The sequence below is a fragment of the Burkholderia cepacia genome, assembly GCF_001718835.1.
GTDB classification, from domain to species: domain Bacteria; phylum Pseudomonadota; class Gammaproteobacteria; order Burkholderiales; family Burkholderiaceae; genus Burkholderia; species Burkholderia cepacia_F.
Genome location: NZ_CP013443.1, coordinates 808,424 through 830,502 on the forward strand (window position 1 = coordinate 808,424; position 22,079 = coordinate 830,502).

General features: G+C 64.9%; 30 protein-coding genes, 1 tRNA gene and 1 riboswitch. Of the genes, 15 read left to right on the plus strand and 16 right to left on the minus strand.

What is annotated here, in order from left to right:
• Positions 1-30: 30 nt before the first annotated feature.
• Positions 31-360, minus strand: coding sequence for a carboxymuconolactone decarboxylase family protein (locus tag WT26_RS07080; protein ID WP_059529061.1), 330 nt, complete (start codon positions 358-360; stop codon positions 31-33).
• A gap of 128 nt (positions 361-488) precedes the next feature.
• Here WT26_RS07080 and WT26_RS07085 point away from each other — a divergent pair, with 128 nt between their 5' ends.
• Complete coding sequence (locus WT26_RS07085) at positions 489-1,427, plus strand: cupin domain-containing protein (RefSeq protein WP_069272457.1); 939 nt, start codon at positions 489-491, stop codon at positions 1,425-1,427.
• A gap of 44 nt (positions 1,428-1,471) precedes the next feature.
• On the opposite strand, the gene WT26_RS07090 is transcribed toward WT26_RS07085, so the two are convergent.
• Entirely contained in the window at positions 1,472-2,209 is a 738-nt protein-coding gene (locus WT26_RS07090; protein WP_060118417.1) for a hypothetical protein, read from the minus strand.
• 12 nt (positions 2,210-2,221) lie between these two features.
• Here WT26_RS07090 and WT26_RS37155 point away from each other — a divergent pair, with 12 nt between their 5' ends.
• Together WT26_RS37155 and yiaA are read left to right on the plus strand one after the other, a co-directional pair.
• Positions 2,222-2,434: a hypothetical protein gene (locus WT26_RS37155; RefSeq protein ID WP_155774637.1), complete on the plus strand. Its 213-nt coding sequence runs from the start codon at positions 2,222-2,224 to the stop codon at positions 2,432-2,434.
• Positions 2,431-2,874, plus strand: coding sequence for an inner membrane protein YiaA (yiaA, locus tag WT26_RS07095; protein WP_069272458.1), 444 nt, complete (start codon positions 2,431-2,433; stop codon positions 2,872-2,874). The genes WT26_RS37155 and yiaA overlap by 4 nt, the downstream gene beginning before the upstream one ends.
• Before the next feature lie 34 nt (positions 2,875-2,908).
• Here yiaA and WT26_RS07100 read toward each other — a convergent pair whose 3' ends face one another.
• Positions 2,909-3,454, minus strand: coding sequence for a hypothetical protein (locus WT26_RS07100; protein ID WP_069270654.1), 546 nt, complete (start codon positions 3,452-3,454; stop codon positions 2,909-2,911).
• Between the two features lie 98 nt (positions 3,455-3,552).
• Positions 3,553-3,858, minus strand: a complete 306-nt coding sequence (locus tag WT26_RS07105; RefSeq protein WP_059533342.1) for an H-NS family nucleoid-associated regulatory protein — start codon at positions 3,856-3,858, stop codon at positions 3,553-3,555.
• A 659-nt stretch (positions 3,859-4,517) separates the two neighbouring features.
• On the opposite strand from WT26_RS07105, the gene queF reads away from it, so the two are divergent.
• On the plus strand, positions 4,518-5,348 hold the full coding sequence (queF, locus tag WT26_RS07110; RefSeq protein ID WP_042583186.1) for an NADPH-dependent 7-cyano-7-deazaguanine reductase QueF: 831 nt from the start codon (positions 4,518-4,520) through the stop codon (positions 5,346-5,348).
• A 20-nt stretch (positions 5,349-5,368) separates the two neighbouring features.
• Entirely contained in the window at positions 5,369-6,307 is a 939-nt protein-coding gene (locus WT26_RS07115) for a queuosine precursor transporter (protein WP_230461605.1), read from the plus strand.
• Here WT26_RS07115 and WT26_RS07120 read toward each other — a convergent pair.
• Positions 6,297-6,902, minus strand: a complete 606-nt coding sequence (locus WT26_RS07120; protein WP_059716823.1) for a LexA family protein — start codon at positions 6,900-6,902, stop codon at positions 6,297-6,299. The genes WT26_RS07115 and WT26_RS07120 overlap by 11 nt on opposite strands.
• Positions 6,903-7,326: 424 nt before the next feature.
• Here WT26_RS07120 and WT26_RS07130 point away from each other — a divergent pair, with 424 nt between their 5' ends.
• The 3 genes from WT26_RS07130 to WT26_RS07135 all read left to right on the plus strand — a co-directional run bounded on the left by WT26_RS07130 (position 7,327) and on the right by WT26_RS07135 (position 9,426).
• Positions 7,327-8,355 (plus strand): hypothetical protein, encoded by a 1,029-nt coding sequence (locus WT26_RS07130; RefSeq protein WP_155123073.1) that lies wholly within the window; start codon positions 7,327-7,329, stop codon positions 8,353-8,355.
• An 11-nt stretch (positions 8,356-8,366) separates the two neighbouring features.
• Positions 8,367-8,909: a hypothetical protein gene (locus tag WT26_RS37160; RefSeq protein WP_155123074.1), complete on the plus strand. Its 543-nt coding sequence runs from the start codon at positions 8,367-8,369 to the stop codon at positions 8,907-8,909.
• A gap of 217 nt (positions 8,910-9,126) precedes the next feature.
• Entirely contained in the window at positions 9,127-9,426 is a 300-nt protein-coding gene (locus tag WT26_RS07135) for a hypothetical protein (RefSeq protein ID WP_069269902.1), read from the plus strand.
• Between the two features lie 125 nt (positions 9,427-9,551).
• Here WT26_RS07135 and WT26_RS07140 read toward each other — a convergent pair.
• From WT26_RS07140 to WT26_RS07180, 9 genes are all read right to left on the minus strand, one after another.
• Positions 9,552-9,627 (minus strand) — tRNA-Lys (locus WT26_RS07140).
• Positions 9,628-9,681: 54 nt separating this feature from the next.
• Positions 9,682-10,431, minus strand: a complete 750-nt coding sequence (gene ybgF / locus WT26_RS07145; RefSeq protein WP_069272461.1) for a tol-pal system protein YbgF — start codon at positions 10,429-10,431, stop codon at positions 9,682-9,684.
• Positions 10,432-10,450: 19 nt separating this feature from the next.
• Positions 10,451-10,960 (minus strand): peptidoglycan-associated lipoprotein Pal, encoded by a 510-nt coding sequence (gene pal / locus WT26_RS07150; RefSeq protein WP_069272462.1) that lies wholly within the window; start codon positions 10,958-10,960, stop codon positions 10,451-10,453.
• 17 nt (positions 10,961-10,977) lie between these two features.
• Entirely contained in the window at positions 10,978-12,273 is a 1,296-nt protein-coding gene (gene tolB / locus WT26_RS07155; RefSeq protein ID WP_027788267.1) for a Tol-Pal system beta propeller repeat protein TolB, read from the minus strand.
• A 109-nt stretch (positions 12,274-12,382) separates the two neighbouring features.
• Positions 12,383-13,345 carry a cell envelope integrity protein TolA gene (tolA, locus tag WT26_RS07160; RefSeq protein ID WP_069272463.1) on the minus strand — a complete coding sequence of 321 codons (963 nt, stop codon included), beginning with the start codon at positions 13,343-13,345 and terminating at the stop codon, positions 12,383-12,385.
• A 92-nt stretch (positions 13,346-13,437) separates the two neighbouring features.
• Positions 13,438-13,887, minus strand: a complete 450-nt coding sequence (gene tolR, locus WT26_RS07165; protein ID WP_050011742.1) for a protein TolR — start codon at positions 13,885-13,887, stop codon at positions 13,438-13,440.
• Between the two features lie 10 nt (positions 13,888-13,897).
• Positions 13,898-14,575, minus strand: a complete 678-nt coding sequence (tolQ, locus tag WT26_RS07170; RefSeq protein ID WP_021157170.1) for a protein TolQ — start codon at positions 14,573-14,575, stop codon at positions 13,898-13,900.
• Between the two features lie 130 nt (positions 14,576-14,705).
• Positions 14,706-15,191, minus strand: coding sequence for a tol-pal system-associated acyl-CoA thioesterase (gene ybgC / locus WT26_RS07175; protein WP_059664431.1), 486 nt, complete (start codon positions 15,189-15,191; stop codon positions 14,706-14,708).
• A gap of 92 nt (positions 15,192-15,283) precedes the next feature.
• Positions 15,284-16,030 (minus strand): SDR family NAD(P)-dependent oxidoreductase, encoded by a 747-nt coding sequence (locus tag WT26_RS07180; protein ID WP_069272464.1) that lies wholly within the window; start codon positions 16,028-16,030, stop codon positions 15,284-15,286.
• A gap of 180 nt (positions 16,031-16,210) precedes the next feature.
• A riboswitch (ZMP/ZTP riboswitch) is annotated at positions 16,211-16,311 on the plus strand.
• 137 nt (positions 16,312-16,448) lie between these two features.
• Here WT26_RS07180 and glyA point away from each other — a divergent pair.
• The 7 genes from glyA to WT26_RS07215 all read left to right on the plus strand — a co-directional run bounded on the left by glyA (position 16,449) and on the right by WT26_RS07215 (position 21,084).
• Complete coding sequence (gene glyA, locus WT26_RS07185; RefSeq protein ID WP_059529091.1) at positions 16,449-17,696, plus strand: serine hydroxymethyltransferase; 1,248 nt, start codon at positions 16,449-16,451, stop codon at positions 17,694-17,696.
• A 6-nt stretch (positions 17,697-17,702) separates the two neighbouring features.
• Positions 17,703-18,182: a transcriptional regulator NrdR gene (gene nrdR, locus WT26_RS07190; RefSeq protein ID WP_050011738.1), complete on the plus strand. Its 480-nt coding sequence runs from the start codon at positions 17,703-17,705 to the stop codon at positions 18,180-18,182.
• Positions 18,183-18,329: 147 nt separating this feature from the next.
• Positions 18,330-18,884: a GspH/FimT family pseudopilin gene (locus WT26_RS07195; RefSeq protein ID WP_069272465.1), complete on the plus strand. Its 555-nt coding sequence runs from the start codon at positions 18,330-18,332 to the stop codon at positions 18,882-18,884.
• On the plus strand, positions 18,884-19,282 hold the full coding sequence (locus WT26_RS07200; RefSeq protein ID WP_081333744.1) for a hypothetical protein: 399 nt from the start codon (positions 18,884-18,886) through the stop codon (positions 19,280-19,282). Before WT26_RS07195 ends, WT26_RS07200 begins: the two co-directional genes overlap by 1 nt.
• Entirely contained in the window at positions 19,272-20,102 is an 831-nt protein-coding gene (locus WT26_RS07205; protein WP_069272466.1) for a type IV pilus assembly protein, read from the plus strand. The genes WT26_RS07200 and WT26_RS07205 overlap by 11 nt, the downstream gene beginning before the upstream one ends.
• A 62-nt stretch (positions 20,103-20,164) precedes the next feature.
• Positions 20,165-20,644, plus strand: a complete 480-nt coding sequence (locus tag WT26_RS07210) for a hypothetical protein (protein ID WP_231130462.1) — start codon at positions 20,165-20,167, stop codon at positions 20,642-20,644.
• A gap of 14 nt (positions 20,645-20,658) precedes the next feature.
• Positions 20,659-21,084: a type IV pilin protein gene (locus WT26_RS07215; protein ID WP_059887583.1), complete on the plus strand. Its 426-nt coding sequence runs from the start codon at positions 20,659-20,661 to the stop codon at positions 21,082-21,084.
• Between the two features lie 66 nt (positions 21,085-21,150).
• On the opposite strand, the gene WT26_RS07220 is transcribed toward WT26_RS07215, so the two are convergent.
• Both WT26_RS07220 and WT26_RS07225 read right to left on the minus strand, forming a co-directional pair.
• The gene (locus WT26_RS07220; RefSeq protein ID WP_069272468.1) at positions 21,151-21,597 is read right to left on the minus strand and encodes a DUF3318 domain-containing protein; all 447 of its coding nucleotides are present in this window, start codon (positions 21,595-21,597) and stop codon (positions 21,151-21,153) included.
• A 43-nt stretch (positions 21,598-21,640) separates the two neighbouring features.
• Positions 21,641-22,030, minus strand: coding sequence for a phage holin family protein (locus WT26_RS07225; RefSeq protein ID WP_069272469.1), 390 nt, complete (start codon positions 22,028-22,030; stop codon positions 21,641-21,643).
• Between the last annotated feature and the right edge of the window lie 49 nt (positions 22,031-22,079).

Genomic DNA, 22,079 nt, shown 5'->3' on the forward strand with positions numbered 1-22,079 from the left:
GGGCGTCGACGCGTGACCGCGGTCGCGGGCTCAGTCGCCGAGCGCGTCCATCACGCGCGCCGAATAGACGAGCGCCGCACCCGCGTTCAGCGCAATCGCGACGCCGAGCGCTTCTGCCACTTCCTCCTTCGTCGCGCCATGCTTGGCCGCTTCGGCCGTGTGCACGGCGATGCAACCGTCGCAGCGCGTCGTGACCGCCACCGCGAGCGCGATCAGCTCGCGCGTCTTTGCGTCGAGATGGCCCGTCTTGGCACCGGCGCCGGACAGCGCCTTGTAGCCGGCCAGTGTGTCCGGCGACAGCTTGGCGAGGTCGCCGATGCGCGTCGAGAGTTCCTTCCGGTATTCGTTCCAGTTCAGCATGGCTCGTCCTTTTTCATGGATGGGTGGCCGCGGCGGGTGCCGCGTGCTGCGGAGATGCACGGCTATTCTGAGCGTCGGCGGTGATGGTTTCGATACGCTAGAGTGTCAATTTTTAGCGCAATCGTCTCATGGATGCCCTGAGTCAACTGCTGTCGCTGGGCCGCAGCCGTGTCGAGCTCGACGTGCGTTGCCTGCTCGGCGGGCCGTTCGCGATGCCGCACGATCCGCTGCCGCCGGGCGAGGCGGCGTTTCACCTGGTGCTGGCCGGGCAATGCCGTCTGCGCACGGCGGACGGTCGCGCGCTGCAGCTCGCCGACGGCGATTTCGTGCTGCTGCCCGCGGGCGGCGCGCACGAGATTCACGACGCGACGGCCGGGCCGGCGGCCGCCATGCCGATGCGCGAGCTTGCCGCGGCCGGCGGTGCGGTGCTGCCCGTCAAATGCAATACCGGCGCGCCGGACCGCGCGAGCGTGGACCTGCTGTGCGGACGGTTCGTCTATGCGCGCGGCGCGGGCGAACTGCTGATGCGCGCGTTGCCGGACCTGCTGCATGTCGGGCTGCGCGAGGCGTCGGGGTTCGCACCGCTGCAACTGCTGACGAGCGTGCTGCGCACCGAGGCGTCGCATGGGCAGCCGGGCGCCGGCGCGATCGTGAACGCGCTCGGCCAGGCACTGCTCGCGTATGCGTTGCGCGCATACGGTCGTGGCGCGCGCGTGCCGTCCGGCTGGCTTGCGCTCGCTGCCGATGCGCGGCTCGGCCCGTCGATCCAGGCGGTGATGCAGGCGCCCGCGCAGCCGTGGACGGTCGAGTCGCTCGGCGATGCCTCCGCGATGTCGCGTGCGACGTACGCGCGGCATTTCCGCGAGCGGGCCGGGATGAGTGTCGGCGCGTTCGTCGCGCAGATCCGGATGATGCACGCGTGCGCGCTGCTGCAGGACACGCAGCGCGGGCAGGCGGAGATCGGGCAGGCGGTCGGTTACCAGTCGGAAGCCGCGTTCGGCAAGGCGTTTCGCGCGGTGCTCGGCACGACGCCGGGGCGCTGGCGACGCGCGCATCGCGGCGCGTGAGCGCGCCGGTGTGGAGGGGCGAAGCAGGGGCCGAAGCGGAGCGCCTAGCCTGACTTCGTCCGGCGCAGGCCGCCGGGCGGCGTGCCTTTCGGACGCTTCAGCAGCCGGATGTTCAACGCGATGTCCGCGTACTCGTCGCCCAGCGAGGCGGTGCTGACGCGTTCGCTGAAGCGGCGGTCCTCCGGAGAAAGCAACGCGCGCTCCTTGAGAGCGATCGTCCGCGCCTTGTCGGACAACGCGGCGAAGATCCGCTCCGACGTTTGCCCCCATTTTTTCGCCATGTCTTCCCAGGACTGCAGCTTGAGCCGCGGCGGCACGCCGCGCAGCATGCCGTTCATCGATCGGAATGCCTGCTCGAACTCGGTCGCGATCCGGTCGAAGCGCAGGGATTCGGCGACGCACAGCACGACGAGCGATTGCATGACGAAACGCCGGTCTCCTTGCAGCACGCGCTGGTCCTTTCTCAGCAGGCCCCGAATTGCGTTGTCGAGCGTGATATCGGCCGGCAGCGACGACGACAGCGTCGACGCGTAGCGCGTAAACGGCTGCGCGTCGATCGTCTCGACGTACAGGTCGTTCATGTGCATCCGCAGCACGAGGCCGCTTTCCGCGCCGACGCTCGGCAGCAGCGTCAGGCCGAAGGCCGCCGCCGGGTCGCTGGTTTTGCAGACGCGGTAAAACGTGTTGTCGAAGCGGATTAGATTCGTATCCTCGCTGACCGCGTTCCGGATTCGCTGGATCTGCGATGCCCAGTCCGGTCCTACGCGCAATGTGAAATGCATGGAAGCGTCCCCTTGCAATGGGCCGGCGTCGCGCGGCCTGGTCGCGCGCTCGACGGTGTTTTGGTGAATTTACATCATACGAATGCGCTTTGGCATGCTTCGGACGAGGTGGCGCGTGCGTGGACCGCCGCGGTCGCGCGGCGCGTCGATCCGGTCATTTCGTGTGACAAAACTGCTACCATGCTCGCGATTTATTTCAACAAGAAAGAGAGGGCAAAGCAATGAACCAGACCACCATCCAGCAACCGTCGTTCGCGTTCGTCGCGGCGTCGTGGGCGGCATTGATCGCGGGCTTCGCCGCGTTTCTCGTCGGGCTCTGGAACGCGGGCATGCAGCTCAACGAGAAGGGTTACTACTTCACCGTGCTGGTGTTCGGCCTCTACGCGGCGATCTCGCTGCAGAAGAGCGTGCGCGACCGCGCTGAAGGCATTCCCGTCACCGGCATCTACTACGGCCTCAGCTGGATCGCGCTGCTGCTGTCGATCGCGCTGCTGATCGTCGGCCTCTTCAATGCGACGCTGCAACTGAGCGAGAAAGGCTTCTACGCGATGTCGTTCGTGCTCGCGCTGTTCGGTTCGGTGGCCGTGCAGAAGAACACGCGCGACCTGCAAGGCGCGAAGCCGCGGCTGACCGACATCGATCCGGCGCAGCCGTCGCAGGAATGAACGCAGGGCGGGCGCTGCCCGCCCGTCGTCGCGCTCAGAGATCGCTGCGCTTCTCCGACGCGAGCGTGAATTCGAGCAGGTCGCGGGCGTTCGGGTGCGCCTGATTGGCCAGGCAGGCATGCCGCCGGAGTTCGTCCTCCCGCCGTGAATCGTCGTCGTGACGCGCGTCGCGCTGGAGGACGGAGCGGGCGGCGCCCGCGTGAGCGCGGGCACGCGTTGCATGTTCGCGCGCCTTTCTGGCGCGCTCCCGAACCAGTTGCTTTCTGGACAGCGTGCTTGGAAAGTCGTCGGCCGTACGCTCGCTGGTCGCACGCTCGCTGGCCGCACGCGTCGATCCAGCCGAGGCCAGTCGGTCGAGCTCGGTGGCACACGCATCCGCGGCACGCGCGTCCAGCGCGGCAAACCGGGCCGCCTCTCGCGCGGCGTCGCCTACCGTATCGTGCGGATGACAAAGCGTGTGACTTCCGCGCGCCGACGCCCGCGTGCCGCCGGGCAGCTCCTTGCACCATGCCCGCATCAGCCGCGGCGATGCGGCCGCAAGCAGGATTACCGTACCAACGACGCTGATCAGAATGGTCATCGACATTGCGTGCGTGTGACGAGTGAAGTGGGCGCAGGAGAAATCGACCGGCGATCCATGCGTGTCGCGCTGCCGATCCGCGACACGCTCGAACACGATTACGCCGACGCGTCGATCAGGAACTGTTCGCGACTCTGCCCGTTGATCCACAGGGGCTCGCGGCCGCGGCCGCTCCATGTCGCTCCGCTCTGCGGGTCGCGGTACTTCGGCGGAACCGGGCCGCGCTTCGCGCGTCGACGCGGCTTGCGCGGCAGATCGTCGAACAGGTCGCCGGGCGTCAGGTCGTACAGCGCGATCGCTTCCCTGATCCTCGACACGGCGGCCTTTTTTTCCTCCAGCCGGACCGACTCGGCTTGTGCTTGAAGCACTTCTATTTGTGCCTGGAGCTCTCGATAGCTTGTCACGGTGTTCTCGTTACGGTGTCATCGATCCGTCAACGGTCCCGATCGGATCGCTGCCGGGTCGAGTCGTTGATTGGCCGCCGGCTTCATCCGGATTGCGGCAGGCGACCCTGTCGTGTGAGGCTCGAGCCGTCGTTCGCATGGGGCCGGTGTTTCGATTGCCGGAAGCATTGGCGACACCGCCGGCATGGCGGTCGCGGGGCGCTGCTGCATTCCGCTCCCATTTCGGAATGCAGGCGGAATGCAGGAATCAACCTGCCCGATCACGTGCTGGTGTTGCAAGAATGCAATGCCTGTCTTAACCGGAATAATATGGACGAAGCGGTGATCATTTAAAACTAGTAAATATGACAGGAAGGTTGTTGTATTTCGGCTGGATGCGCGTTGATGACGACCTGTCGGGCGTGCCGCCGATCCGTTGCGGCGAACTCGCATGAAATGGCCAATCGGATTGGCCTTATTTGCTTTTACGATGCCGTAAGGTGCCCGGCACGGACGGGCCGAGGCGATCGTCGCCTTGAACCGGTTGCCAACGGATAAAAGAAAAGGCTACGGTATCATGGCGAAGTTGGCGGCATAAGTGGCAATTGAGCCTTTGCGTATTTAAATAATCGCACTGAATTTATCAAAAAATAGAACGCTGAAATCGAAAATTCAAGGACATGAACTCGCTATCCAATCAAGGCGCCCTGGAGCTCGGCAAGCAATCCAAGTACGAGTCGATTTACAACCCGGAAAAGCTCTATGCGATTCCGCGCACGATCAAGCGCGAGGAGATCGGCATCACGGATACGCTGCCGTTTTTCGGCGTCGACGTATGGAATCACTACGAGGTGTCGTGGCTCACGCCCCGCGGCGTGCCGCGCGTCGCGATCGCGACGATCGTCGTGCCGTGCACGTCGCCGAACGTGATCGAATCGAAATCGATGAAGCTGTACTTCAACACGTTCAACAACACGTCGTTCGAGAGCCGGGAGGAAGTCGAGCGCATCGCCGCGAACGATCTGTCGCGCTGCGCCGGTGCGCCCGTTTCGGTCACGCTCGAATCGCTCGAATACGCCGCCGCCTTGCAGATCGGCGCGCCGGTCGGCACCTCGATCGACGAGCAGGACATCGACATCGCGCAGTTCAGCGTCGACCGGCAACTGCTCGCGACGCATGACGAGCACGTCAGCGAAACGCTTTATTCGAACCTGTTGAAATCGAACTGTCTCGTGACGGGCCAGCCCGACTGGGGGACCGTGTCGATCGAGTACGAAGGGCGCCGCATCGACCGCGATGCATTGCTTCGGTATGTCGTGTCGTTCCGCAATCACGAGGAATTCCACGAGCAATGTGTCGAGCGGATCTTCAAGGACATCCAGGATCAATGCGCGCCGGCCCGCCTGACCGTGTCGGCCCGCTATACGCGCCGGGGCGGACTCGACATTAATCCGGTGCGCAGCAGCGCGCCCGTTCAGGATGTGCCGAATACGCGCCTGATCCGACAATGACTTCGCACCGCGAGCCGATCATGGAATCCGCTTCTCACGAAATCGAAGCCGTCATCGAGCCGTCGCTCGAGAGCGATGCGTTGCAGGTCCTGGTGCGGGTGCGCGATTCCGGCACCACGTTCAGGATGTCGCCGCGCGAGCTGAACACGAAGGCGTGGCTCGACAAGTTCTCGCGCGAGGACGTCGCACACATCGGCTTTCTCAACGCGGCCACGTATACGGACCAGCCCATTCCCCTCTCGTACTTTCCGACGCGCAAGCATCAGCTGACGCCCGCCGTCCTGTTGCTGGCGCTTCTTTACGTCGGCTTCCTGATGCTGTCGAACGTGACGGGCGCGCGCGTCATCGCGGTCACGCTTGCCGGCATCACCTTCGGCATTCCGGCCGCGCTGATCGCGTTTCCGATGACCTATGCGTTCAGCACGATCATCACGGAAGTGTACGGATATCGGGTCAGCCGGATGGTGATCTGGGGCGGTCTTGCCGTGAACCTGATGTTCATCATCGGGACCTGGCTCCTGTCGTTGCCGCCGGGCTTGCCCAGCTGGGAGGCGCAGAACCCGACGCTCGCCGCGGCCTACCCGGCGCTCGCGCTGGAGTTCGCGCGGACGTTCGTCGCGTCGACCGTCGCCTACTTCTGCGGCGAGTTCGTCAACACGACCTTTCTCGCCAAGCTCAAGATTGCGAGCGCGGGCCGCCATCTGTGGGCGCGCATCGTGTCGAGCACCGGCGTCGCGATCGTGATCGACAGCACGCTGTTCTGCGTGATCCTGTTCTGGGGCCGGCTGCCGAACGATGTCGTGCTGACGATGATCGGCGTTCAGATCGCGGTCAAGGTGACCTACGAGCTCGTGCTGCTGCCGGTCGTCACGACGGCTTCCAGGCGTCTCAAGCAAATGGACCAGATCGACTACTACGACTATCACACGAGCTTCAATCCGTTCTCGTTCAAGGATTGACCAGGCGCGACTCGGTGACGACGCCGAGCACCACGACGCTCGCGCCGAACGCGTTGATCGTGTCTGCCGGCGAAGGGGCGAGGCCTTTGAGCCAGACCGCTTCGCCGTCCTGGATGACGCGGCGCAGCGTCGGCTCGCCGCCGTCGATCGCGGCGACGACGACCTGAGCGTCGCGAAACGCGACGCCCGGCTCGACGATCACGATCGAGCCTTCGCGGAACCGCGGCGCCATCGACGGCTTGGTGCGTGCCGCGAACGTTCCCGGCCTGCGCGGCGTGTCGACGGTCAGCCAGCGTGTGTTGCGCGCGACGTCGTAGACGCCGCGCGCATAGCCGAGCATCTCGTCCCAGCCGAGAATCGGGATCGGATAGGCCCGCTCACTTTGAAGCAGATACCCGACGGTCGTTCCGAGCGCATCGGCGATCGCCATGACGGTGCTGATGCGCGGGTCCTCGGTCGCCATCGACAGCACGCGGCTCAGCGTTGCGGGCGACACGCCGGTCTTGCGGGCGAGATCGGCGTCACTGAGGCCTTGCCGCTGCATCAGCGCGCGTATTCTCGCGACCATCAGGGCCAGCCGCTGGGTCGTTTCCATGGTGTGTTCTTGCTCCTCCCGGACGGCCGGCGGATGCTCGACATTTCAGAGACGGGTGGGGTGCAGCGTGGGCCTCCGCTCAAAAGAGCGATCGTACCCTAACAAATTTGTAATGTGCGAAATGGGTCGCGACGGCTGTTCTCGGAGATTTAACCGGCTTGATGAACGCAGGCAAGTCGAAATCACGTATCTGGCCATTCGTATTCAGGCTGACGGCCGGCGCGCTTCGGGAATGAGCGCGAATTCAAAAACGAACCGCAAGCGTCGATGCGCCGGAATCGATTTGTCTTAAAATCTCGCGCAGAGCACTGACGGGCGGGTCGACTCGGCTCGCCTTTTCAAGGAGATCGAGAGAGCTCATGTTAAAGGCTATCGCAGGCGTTGTGATCGGAGTCGTTTTTCTCGTGATCGCGGCTTTTACGGCATGGTCGACGCGGGATTTTCTACGGACGGCGATCGCGGTGCCTGGGGAACCTCAATGGGAGCAGGAAAAATGTCTGGTGCAGAAGTTTATTTCATCTCCGGTTGTGCTGTGGAAAGTGACATTGTTTACCTGGCTACTCAGCTTGAAGATGTCGATTCGTCTGAATACACGCATACGAGAATGAGCGTATACGTCGGGCGTTTTGAAGCCAGTCGGCAATGGTTCTATCACGATGTCGACGCAAACATTGTGTCTGTATGCAACATGAGGCATACGAACCCGAAGGTGAAGCAGCTAGTCGCTCTCTCCAAGGAAGGCGAGGTTGAATTGTGGACAAACCAAGACGGTTCATCCCCCATGGAGAAGATTCTCGATGCGGGGGTGCGTCTCGGAAGTCTCGGCTACATGCGATCGATTCGGGAAATCGGTAGCAGACTGTTCGCCTGCGGATTTAACAGTCAGGTTTATGAGCGACGGCACGATGGCTGGATATCACTCACGGCGGGACCATTGAAGTATCACCGTGCAGCGTCGAACGACTATGTTGTCTTCAATGGAATTGACGGATTTTCAGAAAGCGATGTATATGTCGTTGGCTCGAATGGAAAACTTTATCACTGGAACGGAGGAGATTGGCGGCAAATCCCGCTCAAGACCGATGAAAACCTGGAGTGTATCCGTTGTTATGGAGCTGACGAAGTCTGGATCGGTGGGTCTAATGGAACGTTGCTAAATGGCAATGTTGCCAACGGTTTTCGGGACGTCAGCGACGTAGCCGACAACGATACGTTTTGGTCGCTTGCGAAGTTCAAAGACAAGGTTTATCTCGGTACGACCAAGGGTTTGTTTGCCTACGACGGACAAGCCATTCGGCCGGTAGTGACTGGATTGAATCCGGAAGTGGAGACCTATACGGTCGACTCGACCACAGATGCGCTCTGGTCGATCGGGGCCAAAGACTTGGTCAGATTCGACGGGCAGGTCTGGACGCGAATTGATCACCCTAACAACCCCCCCATCAGGCCTTGAGAGCTATCACGATGGACCGAGACGACATTGCAAATCAAATTTGCGCGCGAATTGGGTGCTTTGATGTCGCTGAATGGTTGAACGAACTGGCACAGACGTTGGCGATTGACAGGCTCGAGCTGATGCCAGTGCCAGTAGTTGATTCCAGAATTGTTGTTGCTCGGCAGCTGGGGCTCAAGCTCACGGTTCACCATCCTCTTGCCGGGTTTGTGGAGGAGGGAGATCCGGCACGCTGGGTGTTGACTGACACAGAGTTCGAGCTGGAGGCGGGCGATGAAGGTACTTGGACTGGAGCGTTGCCGCTTGGGCTAGACAAACGCGCCAGCACGCCTGAGAGCGTGAAAGCAAGATTGGGTGATGCGACATATGGATTGATGCCAGCTGACGTCGCGGCAGGTGATTTTCGACAGACCTACTTCATGGACGACGGTCTCGCTGTGGGAATCACATGGAATCCAGCGTTGGTCGGTATAGAGCGATTGCATTTGACCCGGCTAGGAGCTCATATGCCATTTGTTTCACATGATGTGCCGGACCACAATCACCGAACATGATCGCGGGGTGACAATTGCAACCCTGAGCATCGGGGAGCGGGCGACTCGCTTCCCAGATAGTGCGGATGATTGTCCGGCTCCCCAGTAGGGTAATCCTGCTTCGTTTCCAGTGCAGCAACTCATGGGGCGATCAACCTGCCCTCGTAGTCGAGGGGGAAGGTAGTCGATTGAAGTATGCAGGCATTACCGACTGTAATAGCCTTCGATCCAGTCGACGATGTCCAGGCAGTCATTCGCCCTGGAATACGGGCCGCCGTACCTGAAAGGCGTGGCTATCCGCCGAAATCCTCAAACGCACCGGGATGAACGAATCTATTTCGCAGAGAAGGCGCTGCCGAAGTGGCTTTATCTCGGCAGCCAGGAAATGCTCGTCGTGATTCCAAATATCGGGCATGAGACGGACAAGAAGTACCTCGTCTACCACTATGTCGCCGGGAGGGGGCAGCCCAACGAGAGCACGGCAACGGACAAGCTACCGGTGTCGGCACGCGCGCTGCGTCTTGTGCAGCCGCAATGATGTTCCGTCCGCGTCGACGGGGACCGGGCTCAACCCACTGACGGGGGAGCGGAGGCGGCCGTAGCCGTTGGCTACCCGAAAAGAAAAAGGGCTTAGCATTGCTGCTAAGCCCTTTCCGTACATCTTGGTAGGCCGTACAGGACTTGAACCTGTGACCAACGGATTAAAAGTCCGCTGCTCTACCAACTGAGCTAACGACCCAAAGAAGAAAATTATAGCTTTAGGTTGCGAACCTGTCAACAACCCCGAACATCATTATTTGATGGTCTGCAGCTTGCCTTGTGCCGTCTGCGCCGCGCTCGTCCCGTTGTACTGCGAAACGACCTGCTCGAACGTCTTCTTCGCGGCCGCCTTCTGGCCTTGCTCGAGCTGGTTCGTGCCGATCGCCACGAGCGCATCGGCGGCGCGCGGGTGCTGCGGGAACTTGCTGACGATCCCCTGCCACGTTGCAGTCGAGCCGCGGTAGTCGCGCAGCGCGTATTGCGCATTGCCGTACCAGTACTGCGCGGTCGGCTGGTAGGGGCTCTGCGGATACTTCGCGATGAACGCGCGGAACGAAGCCGCGGCCGCCTTGAAGTTGCCGTTGCGGAACTGCTGTTGCGCCGCATTGAGCGCATCCGTTTCGCCCGGCTGCACGGTGCCTTCGACACCATCGATCGTCGCCTGCTGCGGCTCGAACTTCTTGAGCCGCGTATCGAGATCCTGGTAGTACTCCTTCTGCTGCCGCTCGAGCGTCGTCAGCCGGTTCGTCAGATCCTCGTTCTCGCCGCGCAGCGTCGCGACCTGCTGGTTCAGCTGGTCGAGGCGGGCGGTCTGATCGAGGATCGTACGCTGGGCGGCCGACAACTGGCTCGCCAGGTTGTCGGTCTTGCTGCGCAGATCGAGCACGGCGCGGCGCGCTTCGTTGTCGTCGAACACGCCGGCGTGCGCCGGCGCGGCCGACCACGCCGCGCCCGCGACGCAGAGTGCTGCGGCCACGCGCAGCAGGGATACACGGTGCGTCATACGGCGATTCTTCCGTTACTTACTGTTGGTAGACGAGGTCGGCGCGACGGTTCTGCGCCCACGATGCTTCGTCGTGACCCGTTGCCTGCGGCTTTTCCTTGCCGAGGCTCACGGCTTCCATCTGCGAATCGTTCACGCCGAGCAGTGCCATCGCACGGCGGACGGCTTCCGCACGCTTCTGGCCCAGCGCGAGGTTGTACTCGCTCGTGCCGCGTTCGTCGGTGTTGCCCTGGATCAGCACGTGGCGTTGCGGGTGGCTCTTCAGGTACTGCGCGTGTTGCTGCATCAGCGACTGGTAGTCGTCCTTCACCGAATAGCTGTCGAAGTCGAAGTAGATGCTGCGCTTCGCGAGCGGGCTGTTCGGGTCGTTGAGCGGATCGACGTTTACTTGCGCGACGTTGTCGGCGCTCGGCTGCGTGCTGACCGCGCCCGCGTTGGCCTTGTCGTCGAGCTTCACGCCCGACTTGCACGCTGCGAGCGCGCTGATCATCATCACGGCCAGGGCCAGACGAGCTTTATTCGACATCATGGTTACTCTCCTTGTGGTCATTGCATGAAGGGCCCCCACGACGGCTCACGTACGGAGCCGCCCTGGACGGACAGGATTTGCGGCGGCGCGCTGCCGTCGGAGGGCACTGCTGCCAGAACATTGCGACCACCCGACTGGGTAGCGTACAGAAGGTACTGGCCGTTTGCCGCGAAGCTCGGCGATTCGTCGCGATTCGTATTCGTGATGGCGTTCGCCGCGCCCGATTGCAGATCCTGAACGTACAGCTTGAAGCCCCCGCCCGTGCGGGAGATGTAAGCGAGCAGCTTGCCGTCCGGGCTGATACGCGGGCTCGTGTTGTAGCTGCCGGTGAAGGTCACGCGCTGTGCGGCACCGGCGCTTTCGCCCTGGGCGGGCATCCGGTAGATCTGCGGCGCACCGCCGCGATCGCTCGTGAAGTAGATCCAGCGGCCGTCCGGCGAGTAGAACGGCTCGGTGTCGATCGAGCTGCTCTGCGTGAGGCGGCGCAGGCCGCCGCCCGTCGAATTGACCGAATAGATTTGCGTATTGCCCGTCAGCGACAGCGCGACGGCCAGCGTGTTGCTGTCCGGCGACCACGCCGGTGCGCTGTTGTTGCCCTTCTGGTCGGAGACGATGTAGCGGCGGCCGGTCGGCAGGTCGTGGATGTAGACGATCGGCTTCTTGCGCTCGAACGACACGTACGCGACCTTCGTGCCGCTCGGCGACCACGACGGCGAGATGATCGGCTCGGTGCTCGACAGCGCGATGCGCGCGTTCTGGCCGTCCGAATCCGAGATCTGCAACTGGTAGCGATTACCGGTCTTGATCACGTACGACAGGCGCGTGGCGAACACGCCGCGCACGCCGAGCAGCTTCTGGTAGATGTAGTCGGCGATCTTGTGGCCGGCCGTGCGCAGCGTGGTGTCGGTGGCCGTCAGCGACAGGCCGCCGAGGCTTTGCTGCTTCACGGTGTCGTACAGGATGAAGTTGACCTTGTACTGGCCGTTCGCCTCGCGGTTCACGCTGCCGGCGACGAACGCATTGGCGCCCTTGGCCTTCCATGCGCCGAGATCGACCGATGCCGTCTCCGGCACGGGCGTGCTGCCTGCGTCGATGTTGGTGAATTTGCCGCTGCGGGCGAGGTCGGCTCGGACGATCGACGTGACCTGCTGCGGCAGGTTCGCCTCGTTCGCGAAATTCGCGGTGGCGATGGGGAACTGGGTCGACCCGACACCGGTGATCAGCACGTTGACCTGGGCGTTAGCGGCGCTGCCCGCCGTAATCAGACACGAGGCCACGAGTGCCCTGAAACCTAGCTTTGTCATCAAACTCATGCTTCTTGCTTCCCGTATGGCTTGGATCGCTGCGCAACGGCAGAGACAGTAAAAATACCCGATTCGTTCCCGTCCGACAGCGACGCCCGGAGTGTAAGCGCATTTCGTTTCACTCCGCTGCCCTGAAGGTAATCGTAATGTCCGACGGGGTACGACCGTTAGAATCGGGCGGCAACGGGACCGATGCGTGGATCGCATTGACCACGGCTTGATCCCACCCCGAATTCCCGCTGGAGCGGGAGACCGATGCGCTCAATACGTCACCGGACGGCGTGCACCGAATCTTGACGACGGTGGTCAGGCCTGCCCGCTCGCCGCCCCAAACGATGTTCGGCTTGACGCGGCGGCGCACCTTGTCGGCATAGCCGGGCGTCGCGGCATTGCCGCCGGAGCCCGTGCCCGTGCCGCTTTTCGCGAGGCCTTCGCCGCCGCCTTCACCGGCGCCGGACAGGCCCTGCATCTGCGCGAGGCGCGCGCTGCGCTCGCGGTCGAGCTTCGCGTTCGCCGCCGCGTTGGCCTTCGCGCGCGCCGTGGCCTCGGCCTTCGCCTTGGCCTGGGCTTCCGCCTTTGCCTTCGCGGCCGCGTCGGCTTTCGCCTTCGCCGCCTGCTGCGCTTCGAGCTGCGCCTGCTTCTGCTGCTGGAGTTTCTGCTGTTCGAGCTTCTGCTGCTCGGCGAGCTGCTGTTGCTTGAGCCTGTCGGCCTGTTTCTGCCGGTCGCGTTCGGCGGCCTTCTGCGCGGCGAGTGCGGCCGCCTGCTGCGCGGCAAGCTGCGCGCGCCGGGCTTCCTCTTCCTGTTGCGCCTTCAACTGCTGCGCGCGGCGCTGCTGCTCGAGCAGCGCTTCACGCGCGGCCGCTTCCTGCTGTCGCTTCTTCTGCTGCAGCGCGATGTCGGCCTGCTCGTCGCGCACGGGCGGGGCGGGCGGCGCGACCTTCGCGGGCGGCGCGGGCGTGACGACGGGCCGCGGCGCGGGCACGTCGGGCACTTCGGTCCACAGCTCGGCTTCGGCGCCGGCGGGCGTGCTGTTCTGCCACTGCACGCCGTGATAGAGGAACAGCGCGAGCAGCACGTGCATCAGCGCGGCGAGCGCGAATGCGCGCCAGGTACCGCGCTCGCGGGGAGGCTGAGGCGGGTAGGCGGAGCTGCGCGTGGATTATTGCTGCCGGTTCATTGCGATTTGACGAGGAGGCCGACGCGCTTGACGCCGCGCGCCTTCAGATCGGACATCACGGTCATGACTGCATCGTACTGCACGGTCTTGTCGGCCGCGATCACGACCGGCTGGTCGGGATGATCGGCCTGCCGGGCCGTAATGAAGCTGTCGAGCTCGGCCTTCGTCATCGTGTCTTCCTGGGTCGCGCCCGAGTCGCCCTTGTACTTGACGCTCATCGTGCGATCGGCCTTGATGTTGACGACGACGGGCGGCGTCTGCTCCTGCGGCGCGGCGTTGCCGACGGTCGGCAGGTTGATGATCGACGGGGCGACGAGCGGCGCGGTGACCATGAAGATCACGAGCAGCACCAGCATCACGTCGATGTACGGCACGACGTTGATGTCGGCCATTGCGCGGCGCGAGCGGCCGCCGCGCATGCTGGATCGGATGGGGCTTCCTGCCATGGCGCGCTCCTTACTGGGCCTGACGCTGCAGGATGTTCGAGAACTCTTCGATGAAGGTCTCGAAGCGGATCGCGAGGCGGTCGATGTCGTGCGCGTAGCGGTTGTACGCGACCACCGCCGGAATCGCGGCGAACAGGCCGATCGCGGTGGCGACGAGCGCCTCGGCGATGCCCGGCGCGACGTTCGCGAGCGTGGCCTGCTGCACGTTCGCGAGGCCGCGGAACGAGTTCATGATCCCCCAGACCGTGCCGAACAGGCCGATGTACGGGCTGACCGAGCCGACCGACGCGAGGAACGCGAGGTTCGCTTCGAGCACGTCCATTTCACGCTGGAACGACGCGCGCATCGCGCGCCGTGCACCGTCGAGCACGAGGCCCGGATCGCTGATGCGCTTTTCCTTCGCCTTCAGGAACTCGCGCATGCCCGATTCGAAGATCCGCTCGAGCGCGCCGATCGTGTGGCGGTTGTTGGCTGCGCTCTGGTACAGCGCCTGCAGGTCGCCGCCCGACCAGAAATCCTTCTCGAAGCGTTCGGTCTGCGCGCGTGCGCGGCGGATCGCGAACCACTTGCGGAAGATGAAGGTCCACGACATCAGCGACAGCAGCAGCAGCAGCCCCATCACGGCCTGGGCCAGCACGCTCGCGTTGAGGACGAGGGAAATGATCGACAGGTCTTGAGAAGTGTTCATAGAGGTTTGAGTAACGTCCCTTCGGGGCGCGCGGTATGCGTGCGGCGCGGCGCGCCGGCCATGCCGGGCGCCGAACCTTGCTTAGTATCGAATCAGAAACGCAAGTTCATAGGCTGTGTCTAAACGGCGCTCATGCGAGCTTCGTTGACAGTGCAGTCTGCCCGTCGTGGATGGCGGGCCCGCGCTGCAGCGCGTCGAGCACGGCCGGCGGGATCGCCGCGGGCCGAATGCCGGTACGGTCGACGCAACCGAGGCGGATGTGCCCGGCCACGAGCAGCGTGTCCCCACACCAGGCTTCCTGCGTGAATTCCACCGATGCGCGGCCGATGCGTCCGGGCCGGCTCGTGATCGCCAGTGTGTCGTCGAGTCGCGCCGGTGCGCGGTAGTCGAGCGACGTGCTGCGGACGACGAAGATCGCATCGGTATCGTCGGCGAGCCGGCGCTGGTCGATGCCGCATGCGCGCAGCCACTCGGTACGGGCGCGTTCGAAGAACTTCAGGTAGTTGGCATAGAAGACGATGCCGCCTGCGTCGGTATCCTCGTAGTACACGCGCACCGGCCAGATGAAGCCGGAGGGCGCTTCCGGGGAGCGGGTAGGCTGGGTCATGGCGCGCATTCTACCGGAAGCGGGAAGGCCGCTTCGCAACCGATTCGTAACGGAATGTTCCGGGCCGCGAGCCGGCCGCCGGGGCGGCTCGCGACGGACCGTCAGCCGCGATGGACGGTGAGGCCGGCCGGCGCCTGGGCGACCGGCATCAGCTCGATCGTGTTGACGTTGACGTGCGCCGGGCGCGTCGCGATCCAGTAGATCGTGTCGGCGATGTCCTCGGGCATGAGCGGCTGGACGTTCGCGTACACGCCGGCCGCCTTCGCGTCGTCGCCGCGATAGCGAACGTTCGAGAATTCGGTGCCGCCGCACAGGCCTGGCTCGATGTCGGTGACGCGCAGCGGCGTCCCGAGCAGGTCGGCGCGCAGGTTCAGGCTGAATTGTCTGACGAAAGCCTTGGTCGCGCCGTACACGTTCCCGCCCGCATAAGGGTACGAACCCGCGACCGAACCCAGATTGAAGATATGCCCGCGGCCGCGCTCGATCATGCCGGGCAGGAGCGCGTGCGTGACCGTGACGAGGCCCGTGCAGTTCGTGTCGATCATCGTGTGCCATTCGTCGAGGCTGGCTTTTTGGGCCGGCTCGACGCCGAGCGCGAGGCCGGCATTGTTGACGAGCACGTCGAGTGCCGCGAATTCGGCGGGAAGGGCGGCCGGCACGGCCTCGACGGCCGCGCGATCGCGTACGTCGAGCTCGAGCGGCAGAAGGGACTCGCCGAGTTCGGCGGCGAGCGCATCGAGACGATCCTTGCGACGCGCGGTCGCGACGACGCGGTGGCCTCCGTTGACGAAGGCACGGGCGATGGCGGCGCCGAAGCCGGCGGATGCGCCTGTGACGAACACGATCATTGCTGCTCCTGGTCGAAGACAAAATAGCGGGTGATATCCCGCAAGCCTACTGAGATTGCCGCACCGCGGCAAGGCGGCAAAGCGTTCCAGCACGGGCGCGTAGAGTCTGGCCCCAATTGCTTCCGGCGCACCGCCGTGCGGTTGCCTATTCATGACGCATCCAATACACTAATGCGCTCATCACCCCTGCGTGACTGGCGATAGAACCCTTCGGGTTCAAGGTGGAGCATCCCACCGTGAAGCGCGGGGCGCCGTTTTTGCCGTTCGCCTGGGCAGCCGTTGTGCGCCGTCGCGTGCATCGCCGGTGGCTGTCCTGCCTCGCGTCATACGGATTCTTCCGCCACGTCGAGCTGGTCCCGCCAGCAACGCACCGTACTCGGCCACTCCGGTCAACCTGTACACACTTAACGGAAACCGTATGTTTGACAGAGCCCAAAGCACCATCGCGAACGTCGATCCCGAAATCTTTGCCGCGATCGAGCAGGAAAACCGCCGCCAGGAAGATCACATCGAGCTGATCGCGTCGGAAAACTACACGAGCCCGGCGGTGATGGCCGCGCAGGGCTCGCAGCTCACGAACAAGTACGCGGAAGGTTATCCGGGCAAGCGCTACTACGGCGGCTGCGAATACGTGGACGTGGTCGAGCAGCTGGCGATCGATCGCGTGAAGCAGCTGTTCGGCGCGGAAGCGGCGAACGTGCAGCCGAACTCGGGTTCGCAGGCGAACCAGGGCGTGTTCTTCGCGATGCTCAAGCCGGGCGACACGATCATGGGCATGAGCCTCGCGCACGGCGGCCACCTGACGCACGGCTCGCCGGTGAACATGTCGGGCAAGTGGTTCAACGTGGTGAGCTACGGCCTGAACGAAAACGAAGACATCGACTACGAAGCAGCGGAGAAGCTGGCGCAGGAACACAAGCCGAAGCTGATCGTCGCGGGCGCGTCGGCGTTCTCGCTGAAGATCGATTTCGAGCGTCTGGCGAAGATCGCGAAGTCGGTCGGTGCGTACCTGATGGTCGACATGGCGCACTACGCCGGCCTGATCGCGGCAGGCGTGTACCCGAACCCGGTGCCGCACGCGGACTTCGTGACGACGACGACGCACAAGAGCCTGCGCGGCCCGCGCGGCGGCGTGATCCTGATGAAGGCGGAATACGAGAAGCCGATCAATTCGGCGATCTTCCCGGGGATCCAGGGCGGCCCGCTGATGCACGTGATCGCGGGCAAGGCGGTGGCGTTCAAGGAAGCACTGTCGCCGGAGTTCAAGGAATATCAGCAGAAGGTCGTCGAGAACGCACGCGTGCTGGCTGAAACGCTGGTCAAGCGCGGCTTGCGGATCGTGTCGGGTCGCACGGAAAGCCACGTGATGCTGGTGGATCTGCGCGCGAAGCACATCACGGGCAAGGCAGCGGAAGCGGCGCTGGGCGCGGCGCACATCACGGTGAACAAGAACGCGATCCCGAACGATCCGGAAAAGCCGTTCGTGACGAGCGGCGTGCGCCTGGGCTCGCCGGCGATGACGACTCGCGGGTTCGGTCCGGCGGAAGCGGAACGGGTGGGCAACCTGATCGCCGACGTGCTGGACAACCCGGAAGATGCAGCGACGATCGAACGCGTGCGCGCGCAGGTCGCCGAGCTGACCAAGCGTTTCCCGGTCTATCGCTGATCGACGATGCGCTGCCCGTTCTGCCGGCATGACGACACGCAGGTCGTGGACTCGCGCGTGTCCGAAGATGGCGCCGCGATCCGGCGGCGCCGTCGCTGCTCGGCTTGCGACAAGCGCTTCACGACGTACGAGCGGGTCGAGCTGTCCCTGCCGTTCGTCGTGAAGAAGGACGGCAGCCGCACGGAATTCGACCGTCGCAAGATCGTCGCCAGCATGCAACTCGCGCTGCGCAAGCGGCCGGTTGCTGCCGACGCGATCGACGCGGCGGTCGCCCGCATCGAGTATCAACTGCTCGCGACAGGCGAGCGCGAAGTGCGTAGCGAGAAGCTCGGCGAACTCGTGATGAACGAGTTGCGCGGCCTCGATACGATCGCTTATGTCCGCTTCGCATCGGTGTATCGCCAGTTCGAGGACGTTTCCGAATTTGCCGACGTGATCGAAGAGTTCCGTCGCGCCTCTCCCGCCAAGACTCCGCGTAAGCGCTGACGCGCTGCGTCGTTTCATCTCATTTCCTCCGGTTCGTTCACGCTGCGCCGATTGTGGCGGGCATCGCTGCGCGCCGCCAGCTGGCCGTTCGGCAGATGGTGCGCCAGCGTGCGCGCCGCTACAGTCGTCGCATGACGTTGACGGAGGATGGCGATGTGGCGCAGCGGAGCAGTATGGAGGGCGGGGGGATTCACGCTCGTCGAGCTGATGGTCGTGGTCGCGGTGCTGGCCGGGCTCGGCCTGTACGCGGCGCCTTCGTTCGAGCAGTGGCGGATGCGCGAGCGGGTCGACGCCCGCTCGCGCGTGTTGCTCGGCGCGCTGTCGTTTGCGCGTACCGAGGCGACGCGTCTCGGCGTGCGCGTCACGCTGTGCAGGGCCGGGAACGACGGCGCCTGTGTACGTCCCGGCCAGCGCTGCGATGACGGCGAATGGTCGTGCGGCTGGCTCGTGAGCGGACATTTCGACGAGCGGGCGCAGGTACTGCGGCGGTATCCGCGCGATCCGGACGTGATCGTCGAGGGCGTCGCGCACGAGCTGGCCTTTGCGCCGCCGGTCGGTCAGGCAATCGGTGGTATCCGGCGGTTCGAACTGCGCCCGCGCCGCAGCGCGCATGAGGCCGATGCGCCGCGCGCGTCGCGTTGCGTGCGGATTGCGGCAGGTGGCCGGGCGCGGGTTGTCGCCGGTCGTTGCGGGGCGGCCTGATGAGCGCGCGGCGCACGATGCGCGGCGCGTCGCTGATCGAGGCGGCGGTGGCGGTCGCGCTGCTCGCCGTCATGATGCTCGCAGTGGCCGGCGGCCAATTCGCGATGGCGCGTGCGCAGCGCGCGACGATCTGGCGTGAGCGCGCGCTGTGGCTGGCCGATGCGCGCATCGAAAGCGTGCGCGCGGCGGCCGGTGCCGATGCGGGCCTCGCGGCGCTGGCCGTCGCGTCGTTGCCGGATGGCGTGATGACGATCGATGGCGGGCCGGGTGGTGCCCGGCTCGCGACCGTCGGCTGGCGTGACGGCGATGCCGCGGGATGCGAAACGGTCGGCCGATCGGCGCGTTCGCCGTCATGCGTGCGGATCCCGTTCCGCGAGGTGCCGGCTAATGCATATTGATCGCCGCGCTCGTGCGCATACGCTCCTCGAATTGCTGATTGCGATGACCGTCGGTCTGCTCGTGCTCGCGGCAGTCGGCGCGCTGTATCACGCGCAGCGTGTCGGGCAACGCCGGGCCGACGATGCGTTCCGGATGCGCGATGCGGCCGGCACCGCACTGATGCTGATCGGGCAGCAGATCCAGATGGCGGGCTTTCAACCGCTCGACCTGTCGACGTCGCCGCTGCCGCCGCTGTTCGGGTGCGCATCGGCTCGCGTGCGCGGCGAAGATGCCCAAGTGCGCTGCGAACCGGCACCTGCATCGTCCGACGCGCTGCTGATCCGGTATGTCGGCGACGCCGTGTCGACGTGGCCGACGGCAAACGGCCAGGTGTCGGATTGCCTCGGGCAGGGCGTCGGTGCGCCGGCGGACCGTCCACTCGTGTCGAACCGCTTCGACGTGCACGTCAGTCCTTCGACGGGCGAGCCCGAACTGTATTGCGAAGGAAACGGGCGCCTAGGGACCGCGCAGCCGGTCGTATCGGAAATCGACCAGCTGCGCCTGCGCTTTCTGCGACGTGGCGAGACGCGGTTCGTCGATGCCGATGCCATGCGCGTCGACGACTGGCGCGAGGTCGTGGCCGTGCATGTCTGCGTGCGGGCGCGTGGCGAACCGATGCGGGAGCGCGTCAGTCATGTCGATTGCGACGGCCATGCCGCCGTCGCGCCGGATCGCCGCGCGCGGTTGACGCTGCATCGCGTCGTGGCGTTGAGGAATGCGTCGGCCGAGCGCGACGATCGCCAGACCGAGACGCGGCGCGCATCCGGAGCATCGCGTTGAGCCGGGCCGAGCAACGGGCGATGGGGCACACGCGGCCCAAGCGCGTTTGCCGCGACGCAGGGATGGCGCTGCCGGCCGTGGTCGCGGTCGGCGCGGCGGTTGCGGCGCTGACGGGCACGTGGTTCGAAGCTGCGCTGACGGAATCGCGCCGCACGCGCGCGTTGTCCGATCGGCTGGTCGCATTTCACGCGGCCGATGCCGCGCTTGCTGCGTGTGTCGAGCGCTTGCGTCAGGGCTCGGCGCCGTACCTGGGCGCGGGCCTGTCGCATGCCGAGCCTGACGCCTGGCGGCGAATGCCCGCGCTGGACATGCCCGAAGCATTCACACCGTTTGCCGCATGGCCGGTGGCCGCGGAGCCGGCGCGTTGCCTGATCGAGGCGTGGCACATCGCAGGGCCGGCCGCCGGTCGTGCGTACCTGGTTACCGCGCGCGGTGTCGGTGCGCATGCATCGAGCGCCGTCTGGCTGCAGATGCAGGTCGTGATGCACGACGGCCGGATCGTCGCGCAGCGATGGCGGCGCGTCGCCGCGCAGCCCCGATGAGCATGGGGGCACGCATGCGCCGGTGGGCTGGATTCACGTTGCTCGAATTGATGATCGTGCTGGCGATCATCGCGGTGCTGGCCGGCGTGGCGGTTCCGTCATACCGTCAACAGGCCGCGCAGTCGCATCGCGCGTCGGCCGTGACCGCGCTGTACCGGGCGGCCCAGTATCTCGAGACGCTCGACGGCGTACCGCCACCCACATTGCCGGACGCACTCGCGCATGCGCCGCCGGACGGGCGGGCCGTCTATCGGCTGGCAATCCGGCGCCCGGACGACGGCGCATTCGTGTCCTATGAACTCGACGCGCGTCCGCTCGACGACGGGCCGATGCGTGATGACCGCTGCGGGGCCTTCACGCTGCGCTCGGACGGAACGAAAGGCAATGTGCTGCCGGACGGCGCGCGTGAATGGGAGCCGACGTGCTGGGGCGTGCGATGACGTGACGCGACACGCATGTCGCCGCGCCGGCGCCGGGCATCGGCTGGCGCCGCCGCGAGCCGTGCGTCAATCGTTGCCGGTCGTCTCGCCGTCGCTTCCTTCGCGCGATTGTTGGAAGAACCGGTAGATTTCCCACGCGGCAAAGCCGAGCGAACCCCACTTCAGCACCGGGCTCGCGCTCGCGCGCAGCAGCGAGCGAACGGGTTTGGCGAGCACGAGCGATGCGAGCGAACTCAGCATCGGATACTGGTTGACGAGCTGGCCGAGGCTCGCGTTCAGGTTCTTGGCGGACTGCCCGAGCGAGCCGCCCATGAGCCCGGGCGCCAGCAGCTTGAGCCAGCGGAAGCGGGTGACGGCCTGCCGTATTTCCGTGCCGGCCTCCGCGAGTTCGAGCCGCTCGACTTCGGATCGCAGGATCAGCAGTTCCTTGCGGAGCGCGCGGTTCTGTGCGGCATTCAAGCGCGATTGCGACGAAGCCGTGCGGTATCGGTTGCCTGTGGCGGGATGGCTCATGGCGCGTCGGCGAAGTAGATGAAGGAAACGAACGCGTGCGCGCTCACGGCTTGCCGCGGAACAGCTCGCGGTCTTTCTCGAGTTCGGCGAGCGTCGCCTCGAAGACGGTCGGCGCGTCGCGCAGGCTCGCACGCACCTTCAGTGCGCAGGCGGCGCCGGCGATCGCGTACAGCGCGGTGATCGCCGCGAGCGACTGCCAGCGGTAGGTATCCCAGAACGCGATCGCGACGAGTACGGTCAGGCTGATGAGTGCCATCGTCGCGAGCATCATCGCGGCGAGCCCGAGGAACAGCACGCCCATCAGGCGCTCCTTCTCCTCGGCAAGCTCGATGCCCACCAGTTCGAGGCGCGTTTGCAGAAGCCCGATCGCGGAGCCGACGAGGCGGCGCAGCGGTCCTTGGCCGGACGGCTGCGAGGTGGTGTCTGTCGTCATGGGTGAGGTGCGTGCGCGTGCAGAAAGCGGCTAAGACAAAGCCGACCGG